At 68.3% G+C, this 26,177-nt stretch carries 24 protein-coding genes; 12 read left to right on the forward strand and 12 right to left on the reverse strand.

From position 1 onward, the window contains the following. Positions 1–89: 89 nt before the first annotated feature. From N4R40_RS11190 to N4R40_RS11205, 4 genes are all read right to left on the reverse strand, one after another. The gene (locus N4R40_RS11190) at positions 90–377 is read right to left on the reverse strand and encodes a WXG100 family type VII secretion target (protein WP_261607468.1); all 288 of its coding nucleotides are present in this window, start codon (positions 375–377) and stop codon (positions 90–92) included. Positions 378–683: 306 nt separating this feature from the next. Then, positions 684–2,411, reverse strand: coding sequence for a sensor histidine kinase (locus tag N4R40_RS11195; protein WP_261607469.1), 1,728 nt, complete (start codon positions 2,409–2,411; stop codon positions 684–686). Between the two features lie 9 nt (positions 2,412–2,420). After that, on the reverse strand, positions 2,421–3,113 hold the full coding sequence (locus N4R40_RS11200) for a response regulator transcription factor (RefSeq protein ID WP_261607470.1): 693 nt from the start codon (positions 3,111–3,113) through the stop codon (positions 2,421–2,423). Positions 3,114–3,196: 83 nt separating this feature from the next. After that, positions 3,197–3,745, reverse strand: a complete 549-nt coding sequence (locus N4R40_RS11205) for a TetR/AcrR family transcriptional regulator (protein WP_261607471.1) — start codon at positions 3,743–3,745, stop codon at positions 3,197–3,199. Positions 3,746–3,796: 51 nt separating this feature from the next. On the opposite strand from N4R40_RS11205, the gene N4R40_RS11210 reads away from it, so the two are divergent. Next, positions 3,797–4,210, forward strand: a complete 414-nt coding sequence (locus tag N4R40_RS11210; RefSeq protein WP_261607472.1) for a hypothetical protein — start codon at positions 3,797–3,799, stop codon at positions 4,208–4,210. Between the two features lie 35 nt (positions 4,211–4,245). Then, on the forward strand, positions 4,246–5,277 hold the full coding sequence (locus N4R40_RS11215) for a CPBP family intramembrane glutamic endopeptidase (RefSeq protein ID WP_261607473.1): 1,032 nt from the start codon (positions 4,246–4,248) through the stop codon (positions 5,275–5,277). Positions 5,278–5,607: 330 nt separating this feature from the next. On the opposite strand, the gene N4R40_RS11220 is transcribed toward N4R40_RS11215, so the two are convergent. The 3 genes from N4R40_RS11220 to N4R40_RS11230 are packed head-to-tail and all read right to left on the reverse strand — an operon-like array spanning position 5,608 to position 9,284. Beyond that, positions 5,608–7,248: a DNA repair helicase XPB gene (locus tag N4R40_RS11220; protein WP_261607474.1), complete on the reverse strand. Its 1,641-nt coding sequence runs from the start codon at positions 7,246–7,248 to the stop codon at positions 5,608–5,610. A 34-nt stretch (positions 7,249–7,282) separates the two neighbouring features. Continuing rightward, a complete protein-coding gene (locus N4R40_RS11225; protein WP_261607475.1) occupies positions 7,283–9,001 on the reverse strand; it encodes a helicase-associated domain-containing protein in 1,719 nt (572 codons plus the stop codon). A 1-nt stretch (position 9,002) separates the two neighbouring features. Then, the gene (locus N4R40_RS11230) at positions 9,003–9,284 is read right to left on the reverse strand and encodes a multidrug ABC transporter ATPase (protein ID WP_261607476.1); all 282 of its coding nucleotides are present in this window, start codon (positions 9,282–9,284) and stop codon (positions 9,003–9,005) included. 152 nt (positions 9,285–9,436) lie between these two features. Between N4R40_RS11230 and N4R40_RS11235 the strand changes: the two genes are divergently transcribed. Beyond that, positions 9,437–9,820, forward strand: coding sequence for a cold-shock protein (locus N4R40_RS11235; protein WP_261607508.1), 384 nt, complete (start codon positions 9,437–9,439; stop codon positions 9,818–9,820). Then, positions 9,804–10,538: a DUF3027 domain-containing protein gene (locus N4R40_RS11240; protein ID WP_261607477.1), complete on the forward strand. Its 735-nt coding sequence runs from the start codon at positions 9,804–9,806 to the stop codon at positions 10,536–10,538. Before N4R40_RS11235 ends, N4R40_RS11240 begins: the two co-directional genes overlap by 17 nt. A 120-nt stretch (positions 10,539–10,658) precedes the next feature. Here the strand turns inward: N4R40_RS11240 and serC are convergent, their stop codons facing one another. After that, on the reverse strand, positions 10,659–11,777 hold the full coding sequence (serC, locus tag N4R40_RS11245; RefSeq protein ID WP_261607478.1) for a phosphoserine transaminase: 1,119 nt from the start codon (positions 11,775–11,777) through the stop codon (positions 10,659–10,661). Positions 11,778–11,876: 99 nt separating this feature from the next. On the opposite strand from serC, the gene N4R40_RS11250 reads away from it, so the two are divergent. The 5 genes from N4R40_RS11250 (at position 11,877) to N4R40_RS11270 (ending at position 16,178) form a co-directional block, all read left to right on the forward strand. After that, positions 11,877–12,584 carry a metal-dependent transcriptional regulator gene (locus N4R40_RS11250; RefSeq protein WP_261607479.1) on the forward strand — a complete coding sequence of 236 codons (708 nt, stop codon included), beginning with the start codon at positions 11,877–11,879 and terminating at the stop codon, positions 12,582–12,584. A gap of 232 nt (positions 12,585–12,816) precedes the next feature. Next, positions 12,817–13,722, forward strand: coding sequence for a M23 family metallopeptidase (locus tag N4R40_RS11255; protein WP_261607480.1), 906 nt, complete (start codon positions 12,817–12,819; stop codon positions 13,720–13,722). 196 nt (positions 13,723–13,918) lie between these two features. Then, positions 13,919–14,416, forward strand: coding sequence for an HNH endonuclease (locus tag N4R40_RS11260; protein WP_261607481.1), 498 nt, complete (start codon positions 13,919–13,921; stop codon positions 14,414–14,416). Positions 14,417–14,790: 374 nt separating this feature from the next. Beyond that, positions 14,791–15,078: a hypothetical protein gene (locus N4R40_RS11265; RefSeq protein ID WP_261607482.1), complete on the forward strand. Its 288-nt coding sequence runs from the start codon at positions 14,791–14,793 to the stop codon at positions 15,076–15,078. A 35-nt stretch (positions 15,079–15,113) separates the two neighbouring features. Next, positions 15,114–16,178, forward strand: a complete 1,065-nt coding sequence (locus N4R40_RS11270; protein WP_261607483.1) for a hypothetical protein — start codon at positions 15,114–15,116, stop codon at positions 16,176–16,178. Positions 16,179–16,512: 334 nt separating this feature from the next. On the opposite strand, the gene N4R40_RS11275 is transcribed toward N4R40_RS11270, so the two are convergent. From N4R40_RS11275 to N4R40_RS11290, 4 genes are all read right to left on the reverse strand, one after another. Further along, on the reverse strand, positions 16,513–17,517 hold the full coding sequence (locus N4R40_RS11275) for a hypothetical protein (protein WP_261607484.1): 1,005 nt from the start codon (positions 17,515–17,517) through the stop codon (positions 16,513–16,515). A gap of 8 nt (positions 17,518–17,525) precedes the next feature. Next, positions 17,526–18,389 (reverse strand): hypothetical protein, encoded by an 864-nt coding sequence (locus N4R40_RS11280; RefSeq protein ID WP_261607485.1) that lies wholly within the window; start codon positions 18,387–18,389, stop codon positions 17,526–17,528. A 71-nt stretch (positions 18,390–18,460) separates the two neighbouring features. Next, positions 18,461–18,784 carry a helix-turn-helix domain-containing protein gene (locus N4R40_RS11285; RefSeq protein WP_261607486.1) on the reverse strand — a complete coding sequence of 108 codons (324 nt, stop codon included), beginning with the start codon at positions 18,782–18,784 and terminating at the stop codon, positions 18,461–18,463. Next, positions 18,781–19,875, reverse strand: a complete 1,095-nt coding sequence (locus tag N4R40_RS11290) for a tyrosine-type recombinase/integrase (protein ID WP_261607487.1) — start codon at positions 19,873–19,875, stop codon at positions 18,781–18,783. The genes N4R40_RS11285 and N4R40_RS11290 overlap by 4 nt, the downstream gene beginning before the upstream one ends. A 657-nt stretch (positions 19,876–20,532) precedes the next feature. On the opposite strand from N4R40_RS11290, the gene N4R40_RS11295 reads away from it, so the two are divergent. Genes N4R40_RS11295 through N4R40_RS11305 form a run of 3 tightly spaced genes read left to right on the forward strand, consistent with a single transcriptional unit; the run spans position 20,533 to position 26,160 of the window. Next, positions 20,533–21,243, forward strand: a complete 711-nt coding sequence (locus tag N4R40_RS11295; RefSeq protein WP_261607488.1) for a hypothetical protein — start codon at positions 20,533–20,535, stop codon at positions 21,241–21,243. A 1-nt stretch (position 21,244) separates the two neighbouring features. Then, complete coding sequence (locus tag N4R40_RS11300; RefSeq protein ID WP_261607489.1) at positions 21,245–22,786, forward strand: DNA polymerase Y family protein; 1,542 nt, start codon at positions 21,245–21,247, stop codon at positions 22,784–22,786. Next, complete coding sequence (locus tag N4R40_RS11305) at positions 22,786–26,160, forward strand: error-prone DNA polymerase (RefSeq protein WP_261607509.1); 3,375 nt, start codon at positions 22,786–22,788, stop codon at positions 26,158–26,160. Before N4R40_RS11300 ends, N4R40_RS11305 begins: the two co-directional genes overlap by 1 nt. Positions 26,161–26,177 lie beyond the last annotated feature (17 nt).

The following is a 26,177-nucleotide window of genomic DNA, read 5'->3' on the forward strand; positions in this document are numbered from 1 at the left end:
GGGACAAGGGCTGCCCAAAGTGGGACAAGGGGTGCCCAAAGTGGGACAAGGGGGACGAAGGCGCGCGCGTGGCGCGGCCGGGGCCGGGCTCAGCGGAAGAGACCGGCCGCCGACAGTTCGGTCTGCGCGTACTGATTGCCGGCGTGCGCGAGCGCGCCGCCGATGTCGCCGAGCGCGGCTTCGAGTTCCGTCTGTGCGTGCCGCCAGCGCTCGATCACGCCCTGGAATGCGACGGCCGCCGATCCGGTCCACGATCCCTGCAGATGCGTGAGCTGAGCGAGCATCGATGCCGTCTCGCCCTGCAGACGGTCGCCGGTCGCGCGGATCGCCGCCGTCGCGGTGATCACCGCGTCGCTGTCGACGCTGAAGATAGCCATGAGGACCCCATTTCCGTTGGATGTGGCTCCACGCTAGGCCGGGGCGCGGCATCCCTCCGCTCGTCGCCCCTCCTCTGAGGACAACTCGGGCGTTCCGTCTCCTGTGGAGGAGGCTGCGCGCCGTGGCAGCTCGGCCTCGCCCGCCGCGCGAGGTGTCGCGATCTGCCCGGTGCGCGCTCGCCTCTGGGCAGATTGCGCCACCTTGTCCAGGAGGGCGCGGGGGAGGGGGCGCGATCTGCCCGGAGTTCCTGCGTGGGTGGGCGCATCGCGCCACCTGGATCGGATGCGGCCCCCGGGCGGCGCGAGCTACTCGTCGAGCGAGCGGATCCGGGGGAGCGGCTGGGTCTCGATGAGCAGGTGGTCGGCGGCATCCCGCACGTGCGCGAGCGGGAACGCGACGCGGAATGTTGCGCCGCCGCCGGGTGTCTCGGTCACGGCGATCGACCCGTGGAGGGCCTCGACGACCGATGCGACGATCGACAGGCCGAGTCCGGAGCCGCCGGTCTCGCGGGTGCGGGAGGTGTCGGCGCGCCAGAACCGCTGGAAGATCTTGTCGCGGATCTGCTCGGGAATGCCCTCACCGTGATCGGCGACGGCGATCCATCCCATACCGGCCTCCTCGTCGACACCGACGCTGAGCTCGATCGGCGAACCGGCGGGCGTGTAGCGCCGCGCGTTGCCGAGGAGATTGGCCACGACCTGGCGGATGCGGTTCTCGTCACCCAGGACGATCGGCGGGGGACCGGCGACCGCGAGGAAAGCAGGCTCTTCGGATGCCGGCACCTCGCCGTCCGGTACCGCTCGTCCGCGGCGACGCAACAGACTGGCGAATGCCGTCGCGGGGCGGCGCGGGGTCGCACCCTGCGGTGTCGTGATCGGTGTGGTCGAGGGGAGTGGCGTGCGCACGGACTCGCGCGTGACGAAGGTGACCTCTCGGTCGGGTGCGGTGGCGCGGGCATCCAATGCGGCGTCGCGGGCGATGGGGCGAAGATCGACGTCCCGCACCACGATGTCACGGCGCTCGTCGAGCCGGGCGAGCGCGAGGAGATCCTCGACCAGCACGCCCATCCGGATCGCTTCCTTCTCGATCCGTTCCATCGACTGGGCGATCTGGTCGTCGCCCGAGATCGCGCCCATCCGGTACAGCTCCGCGTAGCCGCGCACCGTGACGAGGGGGGTGCGCAGCTCATGGCTCGCGTCGCCGATGAAGCGGCGCATCTGCTGTACGGTCGCATCGCGCTGGCCGAGGGCCTGGTCGATCCGGTCGAGCATGGCGTTGATCGCCGTCTTCAATCGGCCGACCTCGGTGCGCGGCGAGATGTCACCCATGCGCTGGCTGAAGTCGCCGGCCGCAATCGACATCGCCGTCGATTCGACCTGCCCGAGGCTGCGGAAAGCGAGCGTCACCAGCCACCGTGTGGCCAGGGCCCCGCCGATCATGGTGAGCACCGCGAGGATCGAATAGATCCCGAGGAAGTTCCGCACGGTCTGGGTGACCGGTGTCAGCGGCAATGCCAGCAGTTGCACATTCGCTTCGCGCGCCCCCGGAATCTGCAGGATGTCGACGGCGGCGTGGAAGACGGTCTCGCCGTCGGCGGACGTGAGGTCGAACGTCGACGTGCCCTGCATGATCGCCGTGTCGAGTCCGAACGTGTCGGGGAATTCGGGGGGATGCTGCGACGCCGGACCGCCGGTGGCCAGCCGCGTGCCGTCGGGTCCGTAGACGGCGATGTAGAACGTCGTGAGGGGGAGGGGGGAGGGCGCGGCGAAAGTGGCGACCCCGTCGACCACCACGACGTCGAGCAGGCTGCTGGCCTGATCGAGGGTCACCGTCTGGCTGATCGATTGGTCACGCTCGGCGATCTGGGCGTTGCGGAGGAACACAGCCGTTCCGAGGCCCGCGGCGAACAGGCCGATCGCGAGCACCGCGACCGTGACGCCGGTGACTTTGGCCCGCAGGCTCAGCTCGCGCCACCACAGGGTGACCCGGTCGTTCTTCTTCGCGTGCCGCGCCGGGGCGTCCGTCGTGTCCATGACGGCGGGCTACGCCGTCTTGCCGGCCTTCAGCATGTAGCCGAAGCCGCGCTTGGTCTGGATGAGCGGCTCGCTGGAGTACGGGTCGATCTTGCGGCGAAGGTAGGAGATGTAGCTCTCGACGATTCCCGCGTCGCCGTTGAAGTCGTACTCCCACACATGATCGAGGATCTGCGCCTTGCTGAGCACCCGATTGGGGTTGAGCATGAGGTAGCGCAGCAGCTTGAACTCGGTCGGGCTGAGATCGATCGACACGTCACCGACCAGCACGTCGTGCGTGTCTTGATCCATCGACAGTTCGCCGGCCTTGATCGTCGATTCTTCGTCGGCCTGCATCGTGCGCCGCAGGATCGCCTGGATGCGGGCGACGATCTCGTCGAGGCTGAACGGCTTGGTGACGTAGTCGTCGCCGCCGGCGTTCAGGCCTTCGATCTTGTCTTCCGTCTCGTCCTTCGCCGTGAGGAACAGGATCGGCGCAGTGTACCCGGCGCCGCGCAGGCGCTTGGTGACACTGAAGCCGTTCATGTCCGGGAGCATGACGTCCAGGATGATGAGGTCGGGCTCTTCCTCGAGGACGGCCGAGATCGTCTGGGCGCCGTTGGAGACGGCGCGCACCTGGTAGCCGGCGAAGCGGAGGCTCGTGACGAGCAGATCGCGGATGTTCGGTTCGTCGTCCACGACGAGGATGCGCGGTGCAGTCATAGGGCCAGTCTGGCACCGGAATCGTTCAGTTTGCTGGATATTCGACCGAGCGGGGTGGATGACACCGCCGATCGGCGGCGACTTCAGTCGCAGGAGGCGCGCACCGCGCGCACGACGACCGGCCGGATCTCCGCATCCGGGTCCACCGTCACGCGGTGCAGCACCAGTCCGTCGAGGGTCGCCATCAGGGTGCGGACGGCCTCGTCCGGATGCGGGGCGCCGATATCGGCGAGCAGGCCGGCTGTCCACTCCACGAACGCCGCGCGCTGGCGAATCAGCGGTGCGAGAAGCTCGATGTCACCGGCGGCCTCGGCGAACAACGCATAGCGTGCGCGGGTTCGTGTGGCGAGGGGACCGGTCTGCGCGACGATCATGGCGGTGAGTGCCTCGACGAGGTGCTCCGGCGACTCGATGGCCGGCGACTCGCCGCGGGCGAGATCGGATCGTTCGCGCTCGGCGAGCCCGTCGATCACGCCGGCGAGAAGAGCATCGCGGGTGCGGAACCAGTTCGACGTCGAGCCGCGGGCAAGGCCTGCGCGATCGTCGACGCGGGCGTGGGTGAGGGCCCGGATGCCCTCCTCGCCGACCAGAGACAGAGCGGCGTCGACAGCACGGTCGCGAGTGGAGGGCATTCATCCACTATAAGTCTAGTATTTGCACTATGAACGTAGTACCATGCGACCATGGAATGGCTCATGCTGGGGATCCTCGCGGTGCAGATGACCGCCGGTGTCGTGCTGCTGACCCGCGTCCTCCGCGCGGGCCACGGGATAGGGACGGCGGTGGCATCACACGTCGGATCGGGCGTCGCCGCACTCGTGTTCTGGCTGCTGTTCGTGGCCACAGGTGTGGTTTTGTGGGCGTGGCTCACCTTCGTCGCGCTCACGGTGGGCAACACGGTCGGGGACGGGCTCCTCCGCGACCGCGCGCGTCGGCTGTCGGGGCGCAGCGACGGGCTCTGGCGTGATTACGGTGCGGCGATCGCCGCGGTGTTCCGTGGGCAGATGCCCGGGCTCGTGACCTTCCACGCTCTGTTCGCCGGTGTGGTGTACTTCGGCTGCCTCGGCATCTGCATCGGCGCGACGATCGCCAGCTGAGTGCTGGCTCGCTCGGGATCGGCGAAGATAGAGGCATGACGTCACCGCATCCCGTGCCGCCCACTCCGCTGACCTCTGCTCCTGCGGTGCCGATGCAGGCCCCCCGACCGCTCCCGGCCGATGCGACGACGGAGGGCCTCGCCTTCCATCGACTGATCTTCGCGCGCCGCCGGAGCGGGTGGTGGACCCCCCTCGCGACGGGGCTGCTCTCCCTGGCCTTCTACATCGCTTTCCTCGTGGTCGTGCTCGTCGTCACGGTGATCGCGGCCTTCGCTGATGCGTCGCTCCTCGGCGAGCTCGAGGCCATGACGGTGAACCCCACGTTCGATCTGACCGACCCGTTCCTCGTGTCGATTCTGCTCGGGACGATCGCGCTCATGCTCCCCGCGTATGTTCTGGCGTCGCTGATCGTGAACGGTCGCCGGGTGGGGCTCATCTCGTCGGCGGCGGGCCGGTTGCGCTGGCGGTGGATGCTGCTGTGCACCGGCGCGGCCGTCATCATCGCCGTGGTGCTCACGGCGCTGTCACTTCTCATCCCGACCGACGCCCCCGCATCCACCCCGCCGGCGGAGAACCCGCTGTGGCTGGCGACGCTCATCGTCCTGCTCCTTTTGGTACCGGTGCAGGCGGCGGCCGAGGAGTATTTGTTCCGCGGGTACCTGATGCAGGCCATCGGGCGGTGGCTGAAGCATCCGGCGTTCGCGATTCTGTTGCCGGTGCCCCTGTTCGTCCTCGGGCATCTCTACGACGTCTACGGCCAGATCGGCGTCGGGATCTTCGCGGTCGCGGCCGGCTGGCTCACATGGCGGACGGGCGGGCTCGAAGCAGCCATCGCGCTGCACGTCGTCAACAACCTGCTGGGATTCCTGCTGGGGCTGGCGGGTGGAGGCGACCCCACGGCGACCGACCAGGGTGTCTTCAGCCTGCTGTCGTCGGCGGTGCTGATCGGTGGATACGTCGCCGTCGTCGAGTGGCTGTACCGGCGCTCCCGGATGCCCCGCACTCTTGTGCTGACGGTGCCGGCTCCGGTTGCGTGGGCTCCGCCTGTTCCTCAGCCTCAGCCGTAGGCGATTCGTCGCGCTGCGCGCGCTCACCGGGCGATGAGGGGGCGCAATCTGCCCCGCACCAGCGCGGAGATGGGCAGAATGCGCCCCCTCGATCGCGCGACCACTATTGAGGTGGCTTAATCTGCCCCGCGCCAGTGTGGGGGTGGGCAGAATGCGCCCCCTTGATGGCGTGCGAGATTGAGGGGGCGCAAACCGCCCTGCACCAGACTGCGGGTGGGCAGAATGGGCACCCCTGATGGCGGGCGCGTGGGCGGAGGGGACGCAATGTGCCCTGTAGGCGGCGAGGACGGGGCACGTTCTGACCCTGGATGCCGTGCAGGTGGCGGCGGGTCAGGCGGCGATGCCGTCCGCATCCAGGATCGTGTAGCTGTAGCCCTGCTCGGCGAGGAAACGCTGCCGGTTCTGCGCGAAGTCCTGGTCGACCGTGTCGCGGGCGATCAACGTGTAGAAGCTCGCCGTGTGCCCGTTCGTCTTCGGGCGCAGCAACCGGCCGAGGCGCTGGGCCTCTTCCTGACGCGAGCCGAACGACCCCGACACCTGGATGGCGACGGATGCTTCGGGCAGGTCGATCGAGAAGTTCGCGACCTTCGAGACGACGAGCACAGGCACGCGCCCCTCGCGGAATGCGCCGTAGAGCTGCTCGCGTTCGTCGACCGGGGTCGCGCCCGTGATCTTGGGCGCATCGAGCGCCTCGGCGAGCACATCGATCTGGTCGAGGTACTGCCCGATCACGAGGATCTGCTCGCCCGCATGGCGCGCGACGAGGCCCTGCACGACGCGGATCTTCGCGTGCGCCGTCGCGGCGAGGCGGTAGCGCTCGTCATCGGCGGCGGCGGCGTATTCGAGCCGATCGGATGCCGGCAGATCCACGCGCACTTCGTAACAGACGGCGGGGGAGATGAAGCCCTGGGCCTCGATCTCCTTCCAGGGCGCGTCGAAGCGCTTGGGGCCGATCAGGCTGAACACATCGCCCTCTCGGCCGTCCTCGCGTACGAGGGTCGCGGTCAGGCCGAGGCGGCGGCGAGCCTGCAGGTCGGCCGTGAGCTTGAACACCGGTGCCGGCAGCAGGTGCACCTCGTCGTAGACGATGAGGCCCCAGTCCAACGCATCCAACAGCGCGAGGTGAGCGTACTCGCCCTTCCGCTTCGCCGTGAGGATCTGGTAGGTCGCGATCGTGACCGGCTTGACCTCTTTGGCCTGACCGGAGTACTCGCCGATCTCCTCGGGGGTCAGCGACGTGCGCTTGAGGAGCTCATCACGCCACTGGCGGGCGCTCACGGTGTTGGTCACCAGGATGAGCGTCGTCGTCTTGGTCTCGGCCATCGCCGCGGCGCCCACGAGGGTCTTGCCCGCACCACAGGGAAGGACGACGACGCCGGATCCGCCCTCCGTGAAGATGTCGACGGCCTGACGCTGATACGGCCGCAGCGTCCAGCCGTCCTCGGCGAGATCGATCTCATGCGGGGTGCCGGGCGTGTAGCCGGCGTGGTCCTCGGCGGGCCAGCCGATCTTCAGCAGTTCCTGCTTGATGTGTCCGCGCGCCCAGGCATCCACGACGAACGTGTCGGGAGCGGGGCGGCCGATCAACAGCGGCTGGATGCGCTTGTTCTTGGCGACTTCGGCCAGAACCGCGGCATCCATCGCCCGGAGGATGAGGGTGCCTTCGACATCGCGTTCGATCACGAGGCGGCCGTAGCGCCCCACGGTCTCGCGGATGTCGATCGACACCGACGGGGGCACCGGGAACCGCGTCCAGCGTTCGAGGGTCGCGAGCATGTCTTCCGCGGTATGTCCCGCGGCGCGGGCGTTCCACAAACCGAGCCGGGTGATGCGATACGTGTGGATGTGCTCGGGAGCGCGCTCGAGCTCGGCGAAGATCGCGAGTTCGTGGCGCGCGCTCTCGGCCTGCGGGTGGGCGACCTCGAGCAGGACGGTGCGGTCGCTTTGGACGATCAGGGGGCCATCAGCCATAACGGGAAAGTCTACCCGCGCTGGCTGGGCGTGCTCAGACCGGGCGCACACTCACGATCGACGAGATCGGGAGGGTCCGTTCGACGTCGGCGCCGCGGTCGCGTCCGCGGAGGCGCCCGCCACCGAGGCCGGTCACTTCCAGCGTGACCTCGCGGTCGCTGCCGTCGGGGAGCCGGACGACGACGACGAGGATCGCGCGCACGCGGGCTGCCTGTTCCAGCTCTCGGCCGAGCCACGCCGCATCCGCATCGTTCGCGTGCGCGGCGCGAAGCCGCGCGACGAGGGGGGCGTAGGCAGCCGCCGGATCAGGCTCTGCGGCAGCCTCGGGTGCAAGGCGATGGCGGTCGAGCGTGCGCCGCTGTCCGTCCTGATCGACGGCGACGACGGGGTAACGGGCGTCGGCGATCAGCCAGAAAGCCGTGTCGGGGCTGCTGCGGGTCGCCAGGCCCTCGCCGAAGGCCATGAGTCCGAGCGGGCGCAGCGACTGGTCGACGGCGACCGCGCGGAGCAACGCGCCGTCGTCGCTCGTGACGAGGGTATGACCGCTCGGATCGGGCCCGACGCGGATCGCGCCGTGCCGACTCGAGGAGCGTTCGATCTCGTACGCGAGCGGCTGCGGCAGCCCCGTCAGCGACAGCGCCGTGAGGAACTCGCGGACCGTGTCGGCCGTCTCGCCCGCCGTGAAGGCTTCGGAGAGCGTCTCGGCCGTGAAGCGATAGGTGGATGCCTGGGCCCGCGATTCCCGGCGCGCCATCGCGCGCAGGCGCATGTCGAGGTGAGGGGCCAGGGGACCGGGCGCGATCGCCGTGAGGTCGTTCTGCAGGTACACCCGGTCGACTTCCGGGGGAAGCAGCGCTTGGAGGGCCGCGAGATCCGCATCGGACCCGGCGGCGAACGCGCGCGCCCAGCTCGCGGGCTCGCCATCGGCGGAGAGCACCGCCCAGCGTTCGAGCTGTCCGCGGAGCGTGGCCGCACGGGCGGGCCACGTCGGATCGAACGGGTAGGCGCCGGGCCAGTGGGCCACCGGCATCCACCCGCCCTCGGGGGTACGCACGGCGGGCGGGAGCGCATCGCGGAGGCGGTGCGCGACGGCTTCCCAGCGGTCGACGGTGCCGACGCTCATCCACTCGATGCCGGCTCGGGTGACGAGCCAGTGCCGGTCGTCGACGGCGAGCAGGCCCGCACGTTCGGCGATCGCGATCAGCTCGTCGGCGGCGAGGCCGTCGATGACGGCACCCGATTCGACGAAGCGGCGCCGGTCGGCGGCACCCAGGAGCCCCGACCCGATTCGGGAGGCGGGGAGGATCAGCGTGGCCTGCAGCATGTCGGCGAGGGCTGCCGAGGCCGCGAAAGCCCGTTCGGCGGCGTGCTCGTCGGTCGAGGAGGGCACGGCATCGATGTCCGCGGCATCCGGGACCGTGCGGTGGGCGTCGGCCCGCGCCGCAATCACGGCGGCGTACGGCCGGCCTTCGTCGTCGACGAGAGCGCGCTCGTGCAGCCGGTCGCGCGTGGCGTCGGCGGGGAGCGCCGCATCCGCCTCGAGGGCAGCGTCGAGGGCATCGGCATCCGCTGCCGACAGCTCGACGAGCGCGCGGGAGATGGATGCGGGATCCAGCAGCGCGTCGGCGGCATCGAACGCGTCGGACCACGACGCCGATGGCGAGGCGTGGCGGAGGGCCAGAAGGTGCGCCAAGGACGCGTCATCAAGCTGTGCGAGGCGACTCGCGAGAGAGCGTGCGTCCGAGGCGGCCACGTCAGCGTGCCTTGTTGGCGCGCGACCTCCGGATGAAGGTCATGATCAACACCGTGAGGAGGAGCAGGAAGGCGATGATCGGGGCGATGTAGAGCAGAGCGCTGACGACCGGCCAGACGCCCGACTGGAAGTCGGCGTACTCAAGGCCGGAGGAGGTGCCGATCATGATCGCGATGAAGCACACGATCGACAGGACCAACAGGCCGAGCGACATGAAGGCGAGGATGCGATCGATGCGGCGAACCGGCAGATCGTCGCGCGAAGGGGGAGTCGAGTGGGACATCACCCCTCAGCCTACTGCGCATTCACGCGTCGCCGCGGTGGCGGTGCCGTAGTCTGGAAGTGGTGCCGTCCGGCGCCCATTCGCCGTGTCCGCACGGGTGAATGCCCCGACAACACGAACCCGCTCTGCGGGTGTCGATCAGCGAGGTTGAGATGCCCACCGGCAAGGTCAGGTTCTACGACGAGGAAAAGGGCTTCGGCTTCATCTCCGGCGACGATGGCCAGGACGTCTTCCTGCACGCGACGGCACTTCCGGCGGGAACGCCCGGTCTCGCGGCCGGAACGCGACTCGAGTTCGGCGTCGCCGACGGCAAGCGGGGGCTGCAGGCGCTCGCCGTCCGCGTGCTCGATGCTCCGGTGAGCCTCGCCAAGCGCAACCGCATGAAGGCCGACGACATGGCGGTCGTCCTCGAAGACCTCGTGAAGGTGCTCGACAACGTCGGCGGAGATCTACGGCGTGGGCACTACCCCAACGCAGGCCACAGCAAGAAGGTCGCTGCGATTCTCCGCAAGGTCGCCGATGACCTCGATGCCTGAGGCCCCCGACGAGCGACTGATCGGCGCGCACGATCTGGCGCTGGCCGCACTGCACGAGATCACGCCGGCCCGCACGGTCGGCGCGCCCGTGGGGCACACGGTCGAGGATGACGGCGTCGTCTCGCTCCGCTTCCAGAACCTGCAGCCCGGCTACCCCTCGTGGTTCTGGACCGTGAGTGTCGCGGTGGTCGAGGGTTCCGAGCCCACCGTGCTCGAGGTCGAACTGCTGCCCGGCGAGGGTGCGCTGCTCGCGCCGGACTGGGTGCCGTGGGCCGAGCGTCTGGCCGACTACCAGGCGGCGCAGGCCGCGGCCGCTGCCGAGCACGAGGGCGACGATGCCGACGAGGCTGACGACGCCGCCGAGGATGAGGACGACCTCGACGACCTGGACGACCTGGACGCGTCGGACTTCGACCAGGACGGATCGCCGATCCTGCACGCCGGCGACGTGGACGGGGTCGACATCGACTCCCTCGACGAGGACGCCGACGATGAGGACGAAGACTCCCTCGTTGACGAGGACTCCGACGAGGACTCCGACGAGGACGACTCCGACGACGAGGATTCCGACGAGGACGACTCCGACGACGAGGATTCCGACGAGGACGACTCCGACGAGGACGACTCCGACGACGAGGATTCCGACGAGGACGACTCCGACGAGGACGACTCCGACGAGGACGACTCCCTCGACGAGGGCGCTGACCGGACTTACTGAGCCGGTTCGATCGCGCTCGGCGCTCGAGCCGCGCTCAGTCGCATGGTCACTGGGGCCGATGACGCCTCATGCGCCACACCCGGTCACACCAGCCCCACGGACCATACGACTCGTGCGGGTTCAGCCGCGCATCGCATCAATCGTGTAGTCGATCGACTTGATGAGCTGGCGGACGTCGTCCGGCTCGATCGAGACGAACGTCGCGATGCGCAACTGGTTGCGGCCGAGCTTGCGGTAGGGCTCGGTGTCGACGATCCCGTTCGAGCGCAGGCTCGCGGCGACAGCGGCGGCATCCACGGACTCATCGAAATCGATCGTGACGACGACGGGGGAGCGGTCGGCCGGGTCGGCGACGAAGGGCGTGGCGACGGGAGAAGCCTCGGCCCAGTCATAGAGCGCGCCCGACGACTCCGCCGTCCGGGCGGCGGCCCAGCCGAGTCCGCCGTTCTCGTTGATCCACTCGAGCTGCTTGTCGAGGAGGAACAGCGTCGAGACGGCCGGAGTGTTCAGCGTCTGGTTCAACCGGGAGTTGTCGACGGCGTTCTTCAGGCTGAGGAACTCGGGGATGTACCGACCGGATGCCGCGATCCGCTCGATCCGCTCGATCGCCGCGGGCGAGACCGCCGCGAACCACAGGCCACCGTCGGAGCCGAGGTTCTTCTGCGGCGCGAAGTAGTAGACGTCGCTTTCCACAACGCGGAAGTTGATGCCTCCCGCGGCGCTCGTGGCATCGATGACGGTGAGCGCCCCGTCATCGCCGGCCACGCGCGTGACGGCGGCAGCCACGCCGGTGGAGGTCTCGTTGTGCGGCCACGCATAGACGTCGACGCCCTCGACCGGCTCCGCCGCGACGCTCGATCCCGGGGTGGCCTTGCGCACGTCGGGAGCTTCGAGCCAGGGTGCGCCGGCCGCCGCGGCGAACTTCCCACCGAACTCGCCGAAGACAAGATTCTGCGCGCGCTTTTCGATGAGGCCGAAGGATGCGGCATCCCAGAACGCCGTCGATCCGCCGTTGCCGAGGATGATCTCGTAGCCGTCCGGCAGGCGGAGGAGGTCGGACAGGCCCATGCGCACCTGGCCGACGAGGCTCTTGATCGGAGCCTGGCGATGCGAGGTGCCGAGCAGCACCGCACCGGGGCCGGCGAGAGCCTGCACCTGCTCGGGGCGGACCTTCGAAGGGCCGCAGCCGAATCGTCCGTCGGTGGGGAGGATCTCGCGGGGTAGCGTCACGTGGGCCATGCACCGATTCTAGGGTCGAGCGTCCGCGGCGACAGACTCCGGGCCGTCACAAACGGATAGGCTGAGAGGGCATTTCCGACCCGTGCACCGAGGCCAGCCATGACCGATCTGATCGACACCACAGAGATGTACCTGCGCACCATCCTCGAGCTCGAGGAGGAGGGGATCATTCCTCTGCGCGCGCGCATCTCCGAGCGCCTCGGGCATTCCGGTCCGACGGTCTCGCAGACCATCGGCCGCATGGAGCGCGATGGCCTCGTGGTCGTCACCGAGGATCGGTCGCTGGAACTCACGGCATCCGGTCGGCAGAAGGCCGTCGACGTCATGCGCAAGCATCGCCTCGCCGAGCGCCTGCTCAGCGACGTGATCGGTCTGGATTGGGCGTATGTCCACGAAGAGGCCTGCCGCTGGGAGCACGTGATGAGCGAGCAGGTCGAGCGTCGGCTCGTCGAGCTGCTCGGCCACCCCACCGAATCGCCCTACGGCAACCCCATCCCGGGGCTTGCGCAACTCGGCGACGTCCCGGCGAACACGTTCGACCAGGGGGTCGTCGGCCTCGTCCGGCTGCTGAACGAAACCGGTGGCCCGGTCGACGGGACCGTGCGGCGCCTGGCCGAGCCGGTGCAAGTCGACCCCGAACTCCTCGAACAGCTGCGGGATGCTGGAGTGATGCCCGGCGGCACCGGAAACTACCGTTTCAGCGAGGGCTACGTGCTCGTCCAGATGGACGGAAAAGACGAGGGTCTCGAGCTGCCGGTCGAGGTCGCGTCCCACATTTTCCTCGTGGATGCGCGTCCGCGAGTCTGAACGTCGCCAGGGAACCAGCTGGGTGCGCTACCCCGCAACGTGACTTATTCGTTACCTTCCGTTAGCCTGGGGAAGTCCGTCGGCGAGAAGCCCGCCACAGGATCGCCGCGCGAATTGCCTCAACGGCTCGTCGTTTGCACGGTGCACCCGTACATCTGTGCATGACACTGAGTGCCGACGAGCCAGCATCCTTCTGTATTTCGGGAGGCGTGCGGAGGCGCCGGAGGATAGCTTGGCTGAACAGTTCGACTCGTCGACGGAACCCGAAACCGCTCCGACGAACCCAGATCAGCGCGGCCGCGCGCGACGTTTCTTGTCCCAGCGGTCCGCCACCCGGACCCCTGTCGCTCTGTCGACGGCGGTCGCGAAGACGCCGAAGTCTCCGCGTCCGGGACGCTCGACGGCCCACCCCATGCGGAGTTTCCTGACGGTCACCGCTGTTGCGGGTCTCGTTGCGACCGTCGCCATCCCCGCGTTCGCGGCCGGCACCGGAACACCGGCAGAGGCGGTCACGCTGCAGCAGGTCGCGGCAGAGAACGCGCAGTCCCTCGTCGTCGCCTCCGAGGCGACCCCCGAAGCGCTCGCCCGCGACAGCTACTCGGCGACCACGCCCGAGGAGATCCAGAGCAAGAAGGACGAAGAAGCCGCGAAGGCAGCTGCAGCCGCCCGTATCGCTGCGGCGGCAGCGTCGACGGCGTCGAACTTCTCGGCTACGTACAGTGGCGCCATTGCGCTGTCGATCGCCTCGTCCGGCTCGGTGGTGCGCCCGCTCACGTCCTTCAACAGCTTCGGTACGCCGTACGCCGGTCACAAGGGCACCGACTACATGGCCGACCGCGGCACGCCGATCTACGCGATCGCCGATGGCGTCGTCGTCGAGTCGGCGGAGAGCAGCAGCGGCTGGGGCGTCTACGTCAAGATCGCCCACAACATCAACGGCACCACCGTCACGTCGCTCTACGCGCACATGAGCTACGGAACGCGGCGGGTCACGGTCGGTCAGTCCGTCACCGCCGGACAGTTGATCGGCCAGGTCGGTGACACCGGACGCGCTTTCGGTACCCACCTGCACCTCGAGATCTACGTCAGCGGCTCGTGGGTGAATCCCGAGAGCTGGTTGCAGGCCAACGTCAGCTGACTGTCCTACACTGATCCCGTTGCGCGCGTCGCAGAGGGAGATGAGATGGATCGAGTTCCGAGCATTCGCTTGCTGAATGCGATCGGTCGCCATGTCCTTCGGCATCGCGAGTTCGACTGCCGCGGCTATCGCCCTGGAATCAAGGCACTGTCTTCATGACAGTGCCTTTTTTCGTCCCTTCTCGAGAGGACACTGCATGCGCACTCTGGTCCTGAACGCCGGATACGAGCCCCTGGCCATCGTCTCGTTCAAACGGGCGCTCGTGCTCGTGATGAACGACAAGGCCACCGTCATCGAGCGCATCGACGGCGATCCGGTGTGGGGGATCCGAGGGGTCTACGAACGCCCCGCGGTGATCGTGTTGACCCGCTATGTGCGCATACCGGGCAGCCGTCGGGTGCCGCTCACGCGGAGAGGCGTGCTGCGTCGCGACGGACATCGCTGCGCGTATTGCGCGAAAGGCGCCACGACGATCGATCACGTGCTGCCCCGCTCGCGTGGTGGCGCAGATTCGTGGGAGAACCTCGTCGCGTGTTGTCTGCGCTGCAACAACGTGAAAGGTGACCGCACGCCCCAGGAAATGGGGTGGGAGCTGCGCTGGGTCCCGCAGCCGCCGCGCGGGGGCCAGTGGACGGTGCGCGGCACCGAGCGGGCGGATCCGACCTGGGAGCCGTACCTGTCGCTCGCCGCGTGATCCTCGTCCCACTCTGGGTGGGTGTTGTCTGGTGCAAGCACCTTCTGCCGTATGGGCAGAGTTGCTTGTGCTCAGTTCTGGTACAATCTGCCAAGAGATCGGTGGTGGTGCTATCGCTCCCTCTCTTGCTACTGTCCGCCTGCACGGCGGTGGGTAGCCAGCGACCGGATCCATCACGCACCGTAGGATCGGGCGTCGATGGGCGCCTGTCCACCATAAGAGTCGAGTCTGAGGGCGCGACCGTCGAATTGCCCGTTGACGTGGAGATCGGTCTTTGGCTGAACACTATCGATAGCTCCAGGGAAGACGCTGCTCCCGTACCGCGGTCTGACGCTTGGCACTTGTTCGAATTGCCTTCTACAGGCGAGTGGATCATGTTCGACACGACGAACGATCGTGACTTTGATGTCCTCGAGGTCCTCACCTATCCAGAGGGGCTCGATGAGAACGGTGTGCCCATAAGCGTCGTTGTTCACCCCTTGTGCGGGGCTCAGGCGCACGCGTCCTGTGCTGACCTCGTGTCGGGTGCAACCGGAGTCCGGATGCCCCTCAACGTCGTGCGGACCGCTATTGCTGACACTGAATACTTCGCGCTCGGCGGCGTCTTGGTCCCCCCAAAGGGACAGGCCCCTGAAAGCTTCATGGCTCTACTGAAAAACTAAGGGCGCATACAGCTAGAACTGGAGCAGATAGCCAAATGTACGACACCTCGGCGCCGACGCACCCCACCGAAACGCTCATTGCTGGTCCTCGCGGCAGACGATTCCTCCTGGAGTATGCACTTGCCTCAGAGTCCACCTATCGACCCGTGCGCGACGAGGGCTCGTTCGGGTTCGCAGTTGCCCATGCGGCACATGCCCTCACTCCGAGGAAATGGCGCGGGATGCCATTCGTTGGTTCCAACGCAAGGGAGTCGAAGATCGTCGACATGACAGTCGGCGAAGTTGCCGCCCGACTGAACCACGTCGAACTCCACGCCTCCCATGCGTCAATTCGCCTTGCTCTGGCGTTGGCGACCGACAGAGGGAAATATTGGGAACACCCTGACGGCGAAGACCTCCTTGCAGCGACCCCCGAACTTCACCGGGCATTGCGGCGGGTCGCTGTCTATATCACCGCTTCAGGGCTCACCAGCTGGTGGTACACCCCCATCGCCAAAGGTAGACAGCAGGTCGTGACTTGGAACGGCGTTTTCCCGCCACTTCCCCGCGAAAACCGCTCGATTGTGCCCCAGGTCAACGCCATGCAGCGCGGGCTCGACTTTCCCTCCACACCGCGCCCGGTGCCGTCATCTACTCGCTCGCTCGCCGACGGAAGTCCTGCTGGCCTTTGGTTCGTTGAGGACAACCTCGGACAAACCCGCGCGGAGAGCACTGGATTAATCGCGCCGGACGAGGCACAAGTGTTCGAAATCACCTCCTCCGCCGACTGGGCCGAGCTATGCGTGCGGTATCCGCTCGAGGTGACCCAAACGGGAGGCGCGGGCGCGAGTCGGAGCGTTGTGCGCGACGCAGCTAACCGAGTGCTAGTCCCGGATTGGCTGCGAGTCGCAGATCAGTATCAAGGCGTGCATCTTCAAGTCGGCGCGTACCTCGCGGCCAGCGCTCTCCCGATCGATACGGGAAGCGCCCTGAGCATCATGACAGGCTGGGACCCCGACGAGACGATCTGGCTCAGTCCGGAGGTCAGCTACAGCGGCGAGCGAACTCAGTGGGCACTCAAGGAAGATGGCTTCAACATGGTCTGGGCAAAATCCTCCTAACCGTGACTCTCTCAAAGACCCTCCTTCGACAGGCTTAAGGCGTGCATCCGGGGCGACGTGGATACCGACGTTGTCCCGTTCGCCGGCGGCGGCGTTGCAGCCGATCGGCCAACTCCGCCGCAGCGCCGGCGTCCGGTCTCGGGTTGGTCCTTCGCGCGGCGAGGATAGGGGGACTCGATGTGCCGTGGATCTAGATGTGTGCCGCAGGCGGTTGATCCTCGATGGCACCAGAGTCTCATCGCATTCGACGCCGACGGAGCCATGCCGAACCTTGCCCTGCGAGGATGAAACGTCGAGGCGGTGGTCGGCGGAGCGTTCCTTGGCTGTTAGCGCCCTATTCGAGGCGGAGTGCGGGGTATCCGGAGTATGCGGCCGCGGCGAGGGCCTGCCAGCGGTTGGCGACGCCGACGCTGATGCCGGTGAGGTCGGAAAGAGGGCCTGCGGGCATGACTGCGGCGAGGGCGAGGAGCGCGGCGCCGCGGAGGGCGACGATGCTGCAGACGAGGATCTGCAGGTCTTTGACCATCATGCTGTAATCGGTGTGAGCGCCGGCGCGCAGCTTGGATGGGAAGAGCCAGTCGGAGTCCGTGTCCCAGCGCCGCGGGGCGTCGATCTGGCGTCGGATCAGGGCGGGGAGCGGGTCGCGGAGCCTCACGGGCGATGTGCCGATCGTGACGGTCATCTCGTCGCCGGTGTCGGTGATGTCGGAGCGGGTGAGTTTCGCGACGGCGGAGCTGGGGCGTCCGAGGGTGCCGCAGAGCAGGCCGCAGATCCGCGTTCGAGGGGGAATGGTCTCGTCGGTTTCGAAGCGGTGCATCCAGTCGCGGTAGACGGGGATGGGGTAGCTGGTGGAGGGATCGATCCAGCGGGATGGCGGCGGGCTCATCCTCGTCGCCCTGCCGGTGTCCGCGGCCCAGCGGATGAAGGTGCGGAGCTGATCGAGGTGCCGGGGGAACTGTTCCAGGTAGTCCTCGACGATGGTCTGAGAGCCGGTGTGCAGGTCGAGGTTGTGGTCTTCGAGGTGGGTGAGGAAGGCCAGCGCGATCCGGCAGGATGAGCGGGCGCGATCGAAGGTGCCGTCGCTGATGCCGTTGCGGGCGATCAGCAGTCGGGTTCGGGCGACGACGGACCATCGGCAGTAGGGGCCGAGGACCCGCGCGATCGCGGTGGGGTGGCCGGTGAGGAATCGGTCGAGCCAGCGTTCGAAGTGTGCCCATGCTTGGTCGCGGGGTGGGAGCACGCCGACGTCGGTGAGGGCGTGGCGCATGAGTTCGGCGGCTTGAGTGATCGGGTGCTCGTCGAGAGCTTCGTGAGCGACATCGAGGCGCCCGGTGAGCATGTCGCGGATCACCCCGGCGGATGCGGAGCGCTTCGGCCATTCATCGACTTGGGTTCGGGGTGGTTCGTGAGCCTGACCCGCAGTGGCTCGAGCGCTTCCCGTCGTTCGGGGATGCCGCCCCTGAAGAGGGCGTCGACGGCGTCGCGTGCGCTGCAGGGGTAGCACCTTTTGCCGTCGCGGATGTCTTCGATGCCGCAGCTGGCGCAGATGAACGGTGACGGTCTCCCGGCGCAGGGTGTGCAGGTGAGGGTGCCGTCGTCGGCGACGGATGCGACGAGGGTGACGCGCTGGCATCGCGGGCAGGGACGTCGGGTGCCGCGGATGATGTCGAAGCAGGGACTGCAGGTCGCGCCGCCGGTGAAGCGGACTCTGACCCGAGTGGTGCGGCCGCAGTGCACGCAGGGTTCGATCTTTCCGGGCGCGCATTCCGGGCAGAGCGGTCCGTCCGCTGTCACCGTGTGGACCAGGCGTGCGTTGCCGCAGCGGATGCAGGGCTTCTTCGCGTCCGGGAGTCGTCGACGGCAGTTGTTGCAGAGCGGTTTCCGGTCACGACGTATGCAGACGGGGCGCAGCCGCCCGCAGTCCGCGCAGTACTCGGCGCGGAGCGCGTCTGTGCAGGGCTTGCAGATGCGTCGGTCGTCGGGGCCGCGCCCGATGATCCGTTCTCGTCCGCATCGCTCGCAGACCGGGATCACCACGGCATGCCCGTTGTCGCGGATCCGGCGGAGCATGCGTTGCAGGATCGCGGGGGTCATCCGGTCGCCGGCTTGGGCGAGGTCGGTGGTGGTGCGGACGTAGCGGGCGATGTGCCCGCGGGTGACGGCGGCGGGCGCGAACTCGACGATGAACTCCGTGAGGGCGGATTCGCCCATGCTCACCCAGGGTTCGCCCTGTGCGAGGAGATGGTGGACGGTGTCAGGGAGCGCGGTGGTGGGTGGCGAGGTCACTGCTTGTCGGGGCGGACGAGCTTGGCAGGAACCGTTCGCAGCGCCCCGAGCTCGGTGACAGTGCCGCCGACGACCCGGGTCTGCTTCACGGTGACGTCCTCGAACGTGATGAGGTCATTCGGGGTGCAGCCGAGTATGAGGCAGAGCGCGTCCAGAACTTCCATGTTGAGTCGTTGCGGAGGGCTCGTCACCAGCCGGTAGACCTGCTCCCGAGAGAGGGAGACACCCTGCTCGGCTAGCAGCGGGACGAGGTCAGTGGTCTTGAAGATGTCACGCTCAGCGAGCCGCCGGCGCAGGTGCCACTCGAACTTGCGCGTCATGCGACGCCTTCCTTCTTTCCGAGCACCCGATCGAGCGCTTCGTGGAACACCCGGTTCTTCCAGTCATCGCTGACCGAGGTGTAGATCGCCGTCGTCGACGAGTGATGATGCCCGACCTGCTCCTGCACGAACCGCTCGGCGTAGCCGAACTCGATCAGATGCGTCACATACGAGTGCCGCAAGCTGTGCAGCGTCAGCATCGGGTCCAAGTCGAGATCGTCGCGGATCCGCGCGAACCGAACATCCGCCGTGCGGGTGCTGATCCGGGTGCGGCGTTCGCTCAGCCAGAGCGCCGCGGCACCGTCTGTCGCGATCCGCGGCCGGATCTCCTCCACCCACACCTTCAACCCGCGCGTGGCCCACTCGAACTCCGGCAGTGCGAGGATCGTGCGGCGCCGCGGCGGTGACCCCTTCATCGCCTTCCCGTAGCGGACGTGCACCTTCCCGTATGGGCCCCAGTCGGGCATGTGCGGGTTCGGGCGCAGATCGTTGACGTCCAACATCACCGCCTCCCGCCGGCGGAGGCCGAAGGCGTAGACGGTCTTGAACAGTTGCGCGTCTCGCAGCGCCGGCAGCGCCGCCTTCCCGCGACTCGCGACCAGGTCCTCCGCGATCTCATCGGCCCGGGTGAAGAACGCCTCGAGCTCGTCATACCCGAACGGGCGCCGCGACGCGCGCGCTTCGAACTCGGCCAGATGGGAGTGCGTGTTCCAGGGGTGGCAGATCTGCGCGGGCACGAGCCCGAACCGCTCGAGGCAGACGTCGTGCCAGTCGTAGGCCGGGTTGACGAGGAACTCGCAGAACAGCTTGATCATCAGGTGGTAGCCGCGGATCGTCGAGTGCGCGACAGGCTGCGGCCTCGACAACAGTGCCGACGTGAAGTCCTCGACATCCCGCGGACCCCAGTTCCACGGATACTCGCCGGTGAACTCCTGGAACCGCCTCACACCCCACAACCGCGCTTCCACTGTCGACGTCGACAACCCGCGGGAGCGCAACGAGATCGCGTACCGGTCCAGCATGTCGGTGAACGTGGCGCGCTCAGGGTCCAGCTGCACAACCGGCGCGAGAACCACGCGATACGAAACCATTCATCCTCCAGCGGATGCATCAGACGCAACAGAAGCGACAGTCAACGTAACACACAGTCAACAGACGCAACGAGTATTGCGCTCTGGAACCCAGTTGCATCAGGCGGTACGGCCAAAGCTCGATTTCGCCGATATCCCCGTCAACCAGGCAAAACCGAACTCACGCGCACAACCGACCGCCTCGCGTCATCGTGGCCGGGGCGGCCAGCATCGGACGCGCAGCCCCAGCGCTGGTCTGTACAGGCCGAATGTCCGCGCCAAATCAACGATCATGCGATGCAACGCGCAGTTGCAAGCGATGCAACTCGGCCCGCTTGTCCCACTTACGGCGGGGTGTGTCCCACTTATGGCTGGTTTCAGGGGGTGAATCCAGCCCTTTTTGGGACATGGTCAGGGGGGAGAGTGCGGGATGGGTGCGTCCCACTTGGGGTTGAGTGTGTCCCACTTATGGCTGGATTTCAGGGGTGAATCCAGCCCTTTTTGGGACATGGTCAGGGGGGAGAGTGCAGGTTGGGTGTGTCCCACTTATGGCTGATTTCAAGGGGTGGAAACAGCCATAAGTGGGACACGGTCAGGGGGTGGGAGCGATGTCGGAGGCCGTCTGTATCTTCGATTCCGCAGGTTGAGTTACTAGAACAAAAGTTCTAGCCTGTGGGAATGAGGTCGATCGTGGGTAACGCGGCGGTCGCAGATGAGGTGACGCGTCTGCGCGCGCAACTCGAGCGCGTGCAGGGGCGGCGCCTCGATGCGCCGGTGTTGCCGGTGCACCCCGCTCTGGCTGCGTTGCTGCCCGGCGGAGGACTGCGTCCGGGATCGGCGTACTCGCTCGGGTCGTCGACCTCGTTGCTGTTCGCGCTGCTGGCGCGTCCGTCGCACGACGGTTCGTGGTGCGGTGTCGTGGGGGTTCCGCGCCTCGGCGCCGAGGCGGCCGAGAGCGCGGGTGTCGACCTCTCGCATCTCGTGCTGATCCCCGATCCGGGGGAACGCTGGCTGGCCGTTGTCGCCACGATCGCCGAAGTGCTGCCGGTGGTGGCTGTCCGGCCGCCGGCACGGGCGAAGGATGCCGAGATCTCCCGCCTCGCGGCCCGCATGCGCGAACGGGGATCGGTGTTGCTGGTTCAGGGCCCGTGGCCGCAGACCGAGGCGATGATCGACATCGCCGATCCCGTGTGGGCGGGCCTCGGCGACGGGTACGGGCTGCTCGAGCAGCGCGAACTCACGGTGACGGTATCGAGTCGGCGGTTTCCCGTTCCGCGCCGTGGCCGGATGTTGTTGCCGGATGCCGGTGGCTCGCTCACCGCGCAGCGTACGGCGCCGGTGCCCGCGCCGGGCTGGGACCGGGCCGAGCGCCTGCCGGCGGCGGTGTGAGATGGGTGACGCTCCCGTACGCACCCTCGTCGTGTGGGTGCCCGATTGGCCCGTCGTCGCCCTCACCCGCGACGGCGACGATCCGCCCGATCCCGCGCTCCCGATCGCGATCTTCGCGAAGGGCGCAGTGGTGGCATGCTCGCCGGCGGCGCGCGCCGAGGGCGTGCGGCGGGGGCAACGGCGCCGCGATGCGCAGTCACGGTGCCCCGCGCTCGTGGTGGCCGAGGACGATCCCGTGCGCGATCAGCGGACGTTCGCGCCGTTGGTCGCCCGGCTCGAAGACCTCGCCCCGGGGGTGCAGCTGCGCCATCCCGGGCTCTGCGCGCTACGCGCACGCGGCCCCGCGCGGTACTACGGCGGTGAGGCAGCTGCGGCGACCGTGCTCGCGGGAGTGATCGCCGAGTTCGGTCTGCCGGATGTGCGAGTGGGAGTTGCCGACGGGCCGTTCACTGCCGAGCAGGCGGCGCGCTCGGGTACGCATCCCGACGCCCCGGTGCGGATCGTTCCGGCCGGAGCGGCGGCATCCTTTCTCGCGCCGTTGCCGGTCACGGTGCTCGCCGAAGACGACATCGTGTCGCTGTTCGCGCGCCTGGGGGTGCAGACCCTCGGCGCTGTGGCGGCCATGCCCGAAGCGCGTCTCATCGAACGGTTCGGCGCCCGCGGGGCGCGACTGCATGCGCTGGCCGGTGGCGCTGATTCGCAGCCGGTGACCGCGCGCACGCCGCCGCCCGAACTCCACCGTGAGGTGACGTTCGAGCCGCCGGTCGAGGCGGCCGAGCAGGTGGCCTTCGGGGTGCGGGTGCCGGCGGAGGAGTTCATTTCGCGGCTCGGTGCGTTGGACCTCGTCTGCACCGAACTGCGCGTCGTGCTCACCGGCGACCGGGGGGAGCGCAGCGATCGGGTGTGGCTGCATCCGGGGTCGTTCGATGCTGCCGCGATCGTCGACCGCGTGCGGTGGCAGCTGGCCGAGCAGGGTCTGCGCAGCGGTGTCGAGCGCGTCCTCCTCGAGCCGGAGGGGGTGGATGCCGCCTCCCACCACACGGCGCGCCTCTTCGGCGGCGGCCCGGAGGAGCGGGTGCACCATGCGCTGTCGCGCGTGCAGGCGATGCTCGGGCATCGGGGCGTGCTCACTCCGGCGATCGGGGGCGGCCGCTGGCTGGCCGAGCGACAGGTACTCGTGCCCTGGGGAGACGCGGTATCGGGCGTCCGCGATCGAGCACGGCCCTGGCCGGGGAGTCTGGCCGGGCCCCTTCCGGCAACGGTGTTCGCCGAGGTACTCGCGGTCGAAGTGGTCGACGCGGACGGTGACATGGTCGCTGTGGGGGCCCGCGGTGAGCCGACGGGGGAGCCCGCGGTGCTCGTCGTCGCCGGCCGAGGTCGCCGCATCCGCGGCTGGGCGGGGCCGTGGCCGATCGTCGAACGCGGGTGGGATCCTGAGCGGGCGCGCCATGCGCACCGGTTCCAGGTGCTCGACGACGACGAACGCGCCTGGTTGCTCGTCTGCGAAGAGGGCGCGTGGCACGCCGAGGGGGTGTACGACTGATGGGCTTCCACAATCCCTCGGTGTCGTGGTCCGAGATGGAGCGGCTCCTCAGCGGTCGTCCACCCGACGGCGGTGATGGGCCTGCGTTCTCGCACAAACGCGGCTCATATGAGCCTCCGCCGATCGAGCGTCCGGAGGGCGCGGTACCGTACGCCGAGCTCCACGCGCACTCGTCGTTCTCCTTTCTCGATGGCGCGTCATCGCCGGCGGAGCTTGCCGAAGAGGCCGAGCGGCTCGGGCTGCACGCCCTCGCAATCACCGATCACGACGGGTATTACGGGATCGTCCGGTTTGCCGAAGCGGCCGAGAAGTTCCGGGTGAAGACCGTGTTCGGCGCCGAGCTCTCGCTCGATCTCTCCGCGCCGCAGGCCGGCGCCGCCGATCCGGAGGGCTCGCACCTGCTGGTGTTGGCCCGAGCCGAAGAGGGGTACCACCGGCTCGCCGCGGCGCTCACCCATGCACAATTGGCCGGCGGGGAGAAGGGGCGCCCGCTCTACCGCCTCGACGAACTGGCCGACCAGGCCGAGGGGCAGTGGGCGATTCTCACGGGATGCCGGAAGGGCTCCGTCCGTCAGGCCCTCGCCGCCGAGGGGCCCGCGGGCGCGGCCGCGGAGCTCGACCGGCTGGTGGACCTGTTCGGGCGTGACGCCGTGCACGTCGAACTCATCGACCACGGCGGTCCGCGCGATACGCGGGACAACGATCTGCTGGCCACGCTCGCCCGGGACCGGGGGCTGCCGATCCTCGCGACCAACAACGTGCACTACGCCGTGCCCGAAAAAGTGCATCTCGCGGCGGCGATCGCCGCCGTTCGGGCGAACCGCGGCCTCGACGAGCTCGATGGCTGGCTTCCCGCGCATGCCGGCGCGTACCTGCGCTCCGGCGCCGAGATGGCCCGCCGGTTCCGGCGCTACCCCGGGGCGATCGCGCGGACGGTGACCCTCGCCGATGAGCTGGCGTTCTCGCTCCGGCGCGCCAAGCCCGCGCTGCCGAAGATGGCGGTGCCGGAGGGGCACACGCCGATGTCGTGGCTGCGCCACCTGGTGTGGGATGCCGTGCCCCGGAAGTATCCGGACCTTGATGACGACGGCCGTGCGCGCATCGACCGTGAGCTCGCGGTCATCGAGCAGAAGGACTTTCCCGGCTACTTCCTCATCGTCCACGGGATCGTGCAAGAGGCGCGGCGGCGCGGCATCCTGTGTCAAGGTCGGGGGTCGGCGGCCAACAGTGCGGTCTGCTATCTGCTGGATATCACCGCGATCGATTCGATCTTCTATCGGCTGCCGTTCGAGCGGTTCCTCTCGGCGATGCGCGACGAAGAGCCCGACATCGACGTCGACTTCGATTCGGGGCGCCGCGAAGAGATCATCCAGTGGGTGTACGCGCAGTACGGCAGGGAGCGGGCGGCGCAGGTCGCCAACGTCATCCAGTACCGGCCGAAGAACGCCGTACGCGACATGGCGAAGGCGCTCGGGCATTCACCGGGGCAGCAGGATGCGTGGTCCAAGCAAGTGGAGCGCTGGGATGGGCCGGTACCCGGGTCGCACGACATCCCCGAGCGGGTGCTGGCCTATGCGGGGGAGTTGCTGAAGGCGCCGCGGCATCTCGGTATCCACTCCGGGGGCATGGTGCTCACCGATCGTCCGGTCGGGGAAGTCGTGCCGATCGAACATGCCCGCATGGAGAATCGCACCGTCATCCAGTGGGACAAAGACGACGCCGCCTGGATGGGGCTCGTGAAGTTCGACCTGCTGGGGCTCGGCATGCTCGCGGCGATCCAATACTGCTTCGACGAGATCGCCGAGACGACGGGGGAGAGGTGGGACCTCGACGCGATCCCGAAGGAAGAGCAGGCCGTGTACGACATGCTGTGCCGCGCCGATTCGATCGGGGTGTTCCAGGTCGAATCGCGCGCGCAGATGGGGTTGTTGCCGCGCCTGCAGCCGCGGCGGTTCTACGACCTCGTGATCGAGATCGCGCTCATCCGGCCGGGGCCGATCCAGGGTGGCGCGGTGCATCCCTACGTACGCCGCAAGCTCGGGCAAGAGAAGGTGACGTACGCGCATGAGAAGCTCATCCCCGTGCTCGAGCGCACGTTCGGAATCCCGATCTTCCAAGAGCAGCTCATGCAGATGGGCATGGCCGTGGGTGACCTCACGGGGGAGGATGCCGATGTCCTCCGCCGGGCGATGGGCTCCAAGCGCGGCATCGAGCGGATCGAGTCGGTCAAGACGAAGCTCTACGCCGGCATGGAACGCAACGGGCTCGTGGGCGAGGTCGCCGATGACATCTACGCGAAGATCCAGGCGTTCGCGAACTTCGGCTTCGCCGAGAGCCATTCGTTGTCGTTCGGGCTGCTCGTCTATGCGTCGTCGTGGCTGAAGCTCCACTATCCGGCGGCGTTTCTGGCGGCGCTGCTGCGCGCGCAGCCGATGGGCTTCTACACGCCCGCGACTCTCACCGCCGATGCCCGCCGTCACGGCGTCACGGTGCGCCGCCCCGACATCCATGCCTCCGCGGTGGATGCGTGCCTCGAACCCCTGGCCGATTCGGGCGCAGCGCCGTCGCCGACCGGGCTCGCCGCGTGCGCCGACCGGCACCAGCCGCCGGTGCCCGACTTCGATGCGACGGCGCCCGACGTGTCGGCGGCGCACCGGCGCGACGGCGGGTCGGCGGTGCGGCTGGGGCTCGCGTCGGTCACCGGCGTCGGAAAGCCCCTCGCCGAACGGATCGTCGCCGAGAGAGCGGCGCACGGCGGGTTCCGCGATCTGCGCGACCTCGTGCGCCGCACGGGGGCCACGGCCGCGCAGGTCGAGGCGCTCTCGACCGCGGGCGCGTTCGAGAGCATGGGCATCACCCGGCGCGAGGGCATCTGGCTCGCCGGCGACGCGGCGCAGGACCGCAGCGAGTTCCTCGCCGGATCGCTCATGTCGGTGCAGCCGCCGCTGTTCGGCGATCAGTCCAGCTACGACCTGCTGGCCGCCGACCTCTGGGCCACCGGCATCTCCACCGACGACCATCCGCTCGTGCACTACCGAGCGCCGCTCGATGCCCGGGGAGTGCTGTCCTCCCGCGAGCTCCGCACGCACGAAGAGGGCCGGCGGGTCGAGGTGGCGGGGCTGGTGACGCACCGCCAGCGGCCGGCGACGGCATCCGGCATCACCTTCATCAACCTCGAAGACGAGCACGGTCTCGTCAACGTCGTGTGCTCGGTCGGCGTGTGGAACCGGTATCGGCGGGTGCTGCGCGACAGTCCGGCGCTCATCGCGCGCGGCATCCTGGAGCGCTCGCCGGAGGGGGTGACGAATTTGCTCGCCGACGCGTTCGAAGATCTGCGGGTCGGTGTGCAGCACCGCTCGCGCGACTTCCGCTGACGAGGTGGGGGACCGCT

It is taken from the genome of Microbacterium memoriense, from assembly GCF_025398275.1.
GTDB classification, from domain to species: domain Bacteria; phylum Actinomycetota; class Actinomycetes; order Actinomycetales; family Microbacteriaceae; genus Microbacterium; species Microbacterium memoriense.

Excerpts from the sequence above, each read along its gene's own strand:
- N4R40_RS11190 (WP_261607468.1), bottom strand. The coding sequence starts at position 377 with ATGGCTATCTTCAGCGTCGACAGCGACGCGGTGATCACCGCGACGGCG.
- N4R40_RS11280 (WP_261607485.1), bottom strand. The coding sequence starts at position 18,389 with ATGGGCGAATCCGCCCTCACGGAGTTCATCGTCGAGTTCGCGCCCGCC.
- N4R40_RS11275 (WP_261607484.1), bottom strand. The coding sequence starts at position 17,517 with ATGCTCACCGGGCGCCTCGATGTCGCTCACGAAGCTCTCGACGAGCAC.
- N4R40_RS11240 (WP_261607477.1), top strand. The coding sequence starts at position 9,804 with ATGACCTCGATGCCTGAGGCCCCCGACGAGCGACTGATCGGCGCGCAC.
- N4R40_RS11210 (WP_261607472.1), top strand. The coding sequence starts at position 3,797 with ATGGAATGGCTCATGCTGGGGATCCTCGCGGTGCAGATGACCGCCGGT.
- N4R40_RS11270 (WP_261607483.1), top strand. The coding sequence starts at position 15,114 with ATGTACGACACCTCGGCGCCGACGCACCCCACCGAAACGCTCATTGCT.
- N4R40_RS11260 (WP_261607481.1), top strand. The coding sequence starts at position 13,919 with ATGCGCACTCTGGTCCTGAACGCCGGATACGAGCCCCTGGCCATCGTC.
- N4R40_RS11195 (WP_261607469.1), bottom strand. The coding sequence starts at position 2,411 with ATGGACACGACGGACGCCCCGGCGCGGCACGCGAAGAAGAACGACCGG.
- N4R40_RS11290 (WP_261607487.1), bottom strand. The coding sequence starts at position 19,875 with ATGGTTTCGTATCGCGTGGTTCTCGCGCCGGTTGTGCAGCTGGACCCT.
- N4R40_RS11205 (WP_261607471.1), bottom strand. The coding sequence starts at position 3,745 with ATGCCCTCCACTCGCGACCGTGCTGTCGACGCCGCTCTGTCTCTGGTC.
- N4R40_RS11230 (WP_261607476.1), bottom strand. The coding sequence starts at position 9,284 with ATGTCCCACTCGACTCCCCCTTCGCGCGACGATCTGCCGGTTCGCCGC.
- N4R40_RS11295 (WP_261607488.1), top strand. The coding sequence starts at position 20,533 with ATGAGGTCGATCGTGGGTAACGCGGCGGTCGCAGATGAGGTGACGCGT.
- N4R40_RS11300 (WP_261607489.1), top strand. The coding sequence starts at position 21,245 with ATGGGTGACGCTCCCGTACGCACCCTCGTCGTGTGGGTGCCCGATTGG.
- N4R40_RS11250 (WP_261607479.1), top strand. The coding sequence starts at position 11,877 with ATGACCGATCTGATCGACACCACAGAGATGTACCTGCGCACCATCCTC.
- N4R40_RS11265 (WP_261607482.1), top strand. The coding sequence starts at position 14,791 with ATGTTCGACACGACGAACGATCGTGACTTTGATGTCCTCGAGGTCCTC.
- N4R40_RS11220 (WP_261607474.1), bottom strand. The coding sequence starts at position 7,248 with ATGGCTGATGGCCCCCTGATCGTCCAAAGCGACCGCACCGTCCTGCTC.
- serC (WP_261607478.1), bottom strand. The coding sequence starts at position 11,777 with ATGGCCCACGTGACGCTACCCCGCGAGATCCTCCCCACCGACGGACGA.
- N4R40_RS11215 (WP_261607473.1), top strand. The coding sequence starts at position 4,246 with ATGACGTCACCGCATCCCGTGCCGCCCACTCCGCTGACCTCTGCTCCT.
- N4R40_RS11285 (WP_261607486.1), bottom strand. The coding sequence starts at position 18,784 with ATGACGCGCAAGTTCGAGTGGCACCTGCGCCGGCGGCTCGCTGAGCGT.
- N4R40_RS11305 (WP_261607509.1), top strand. The coding sequence starts at position 22,786 with ATGGGCTTCCACAATCCCTCGGTGTCGTGGTCCGAGATGGAGCGGCTC.
- N4R40_RS11200 (WP_261607470.1), bottom strand. The coding sequence starts at position 3,113 with ATGACTGCACCGCGCATCCTCGTCGTGGACGACGAACCGAACATCCGC.
- N4R40_RS11235 (WP_261607508.1), top strand. The coding sequence starts at position 9,437 with ATGCCCACCGGCAAGGTCAGGTTCTACGACGAGGAAAAGGGCTTCGGC.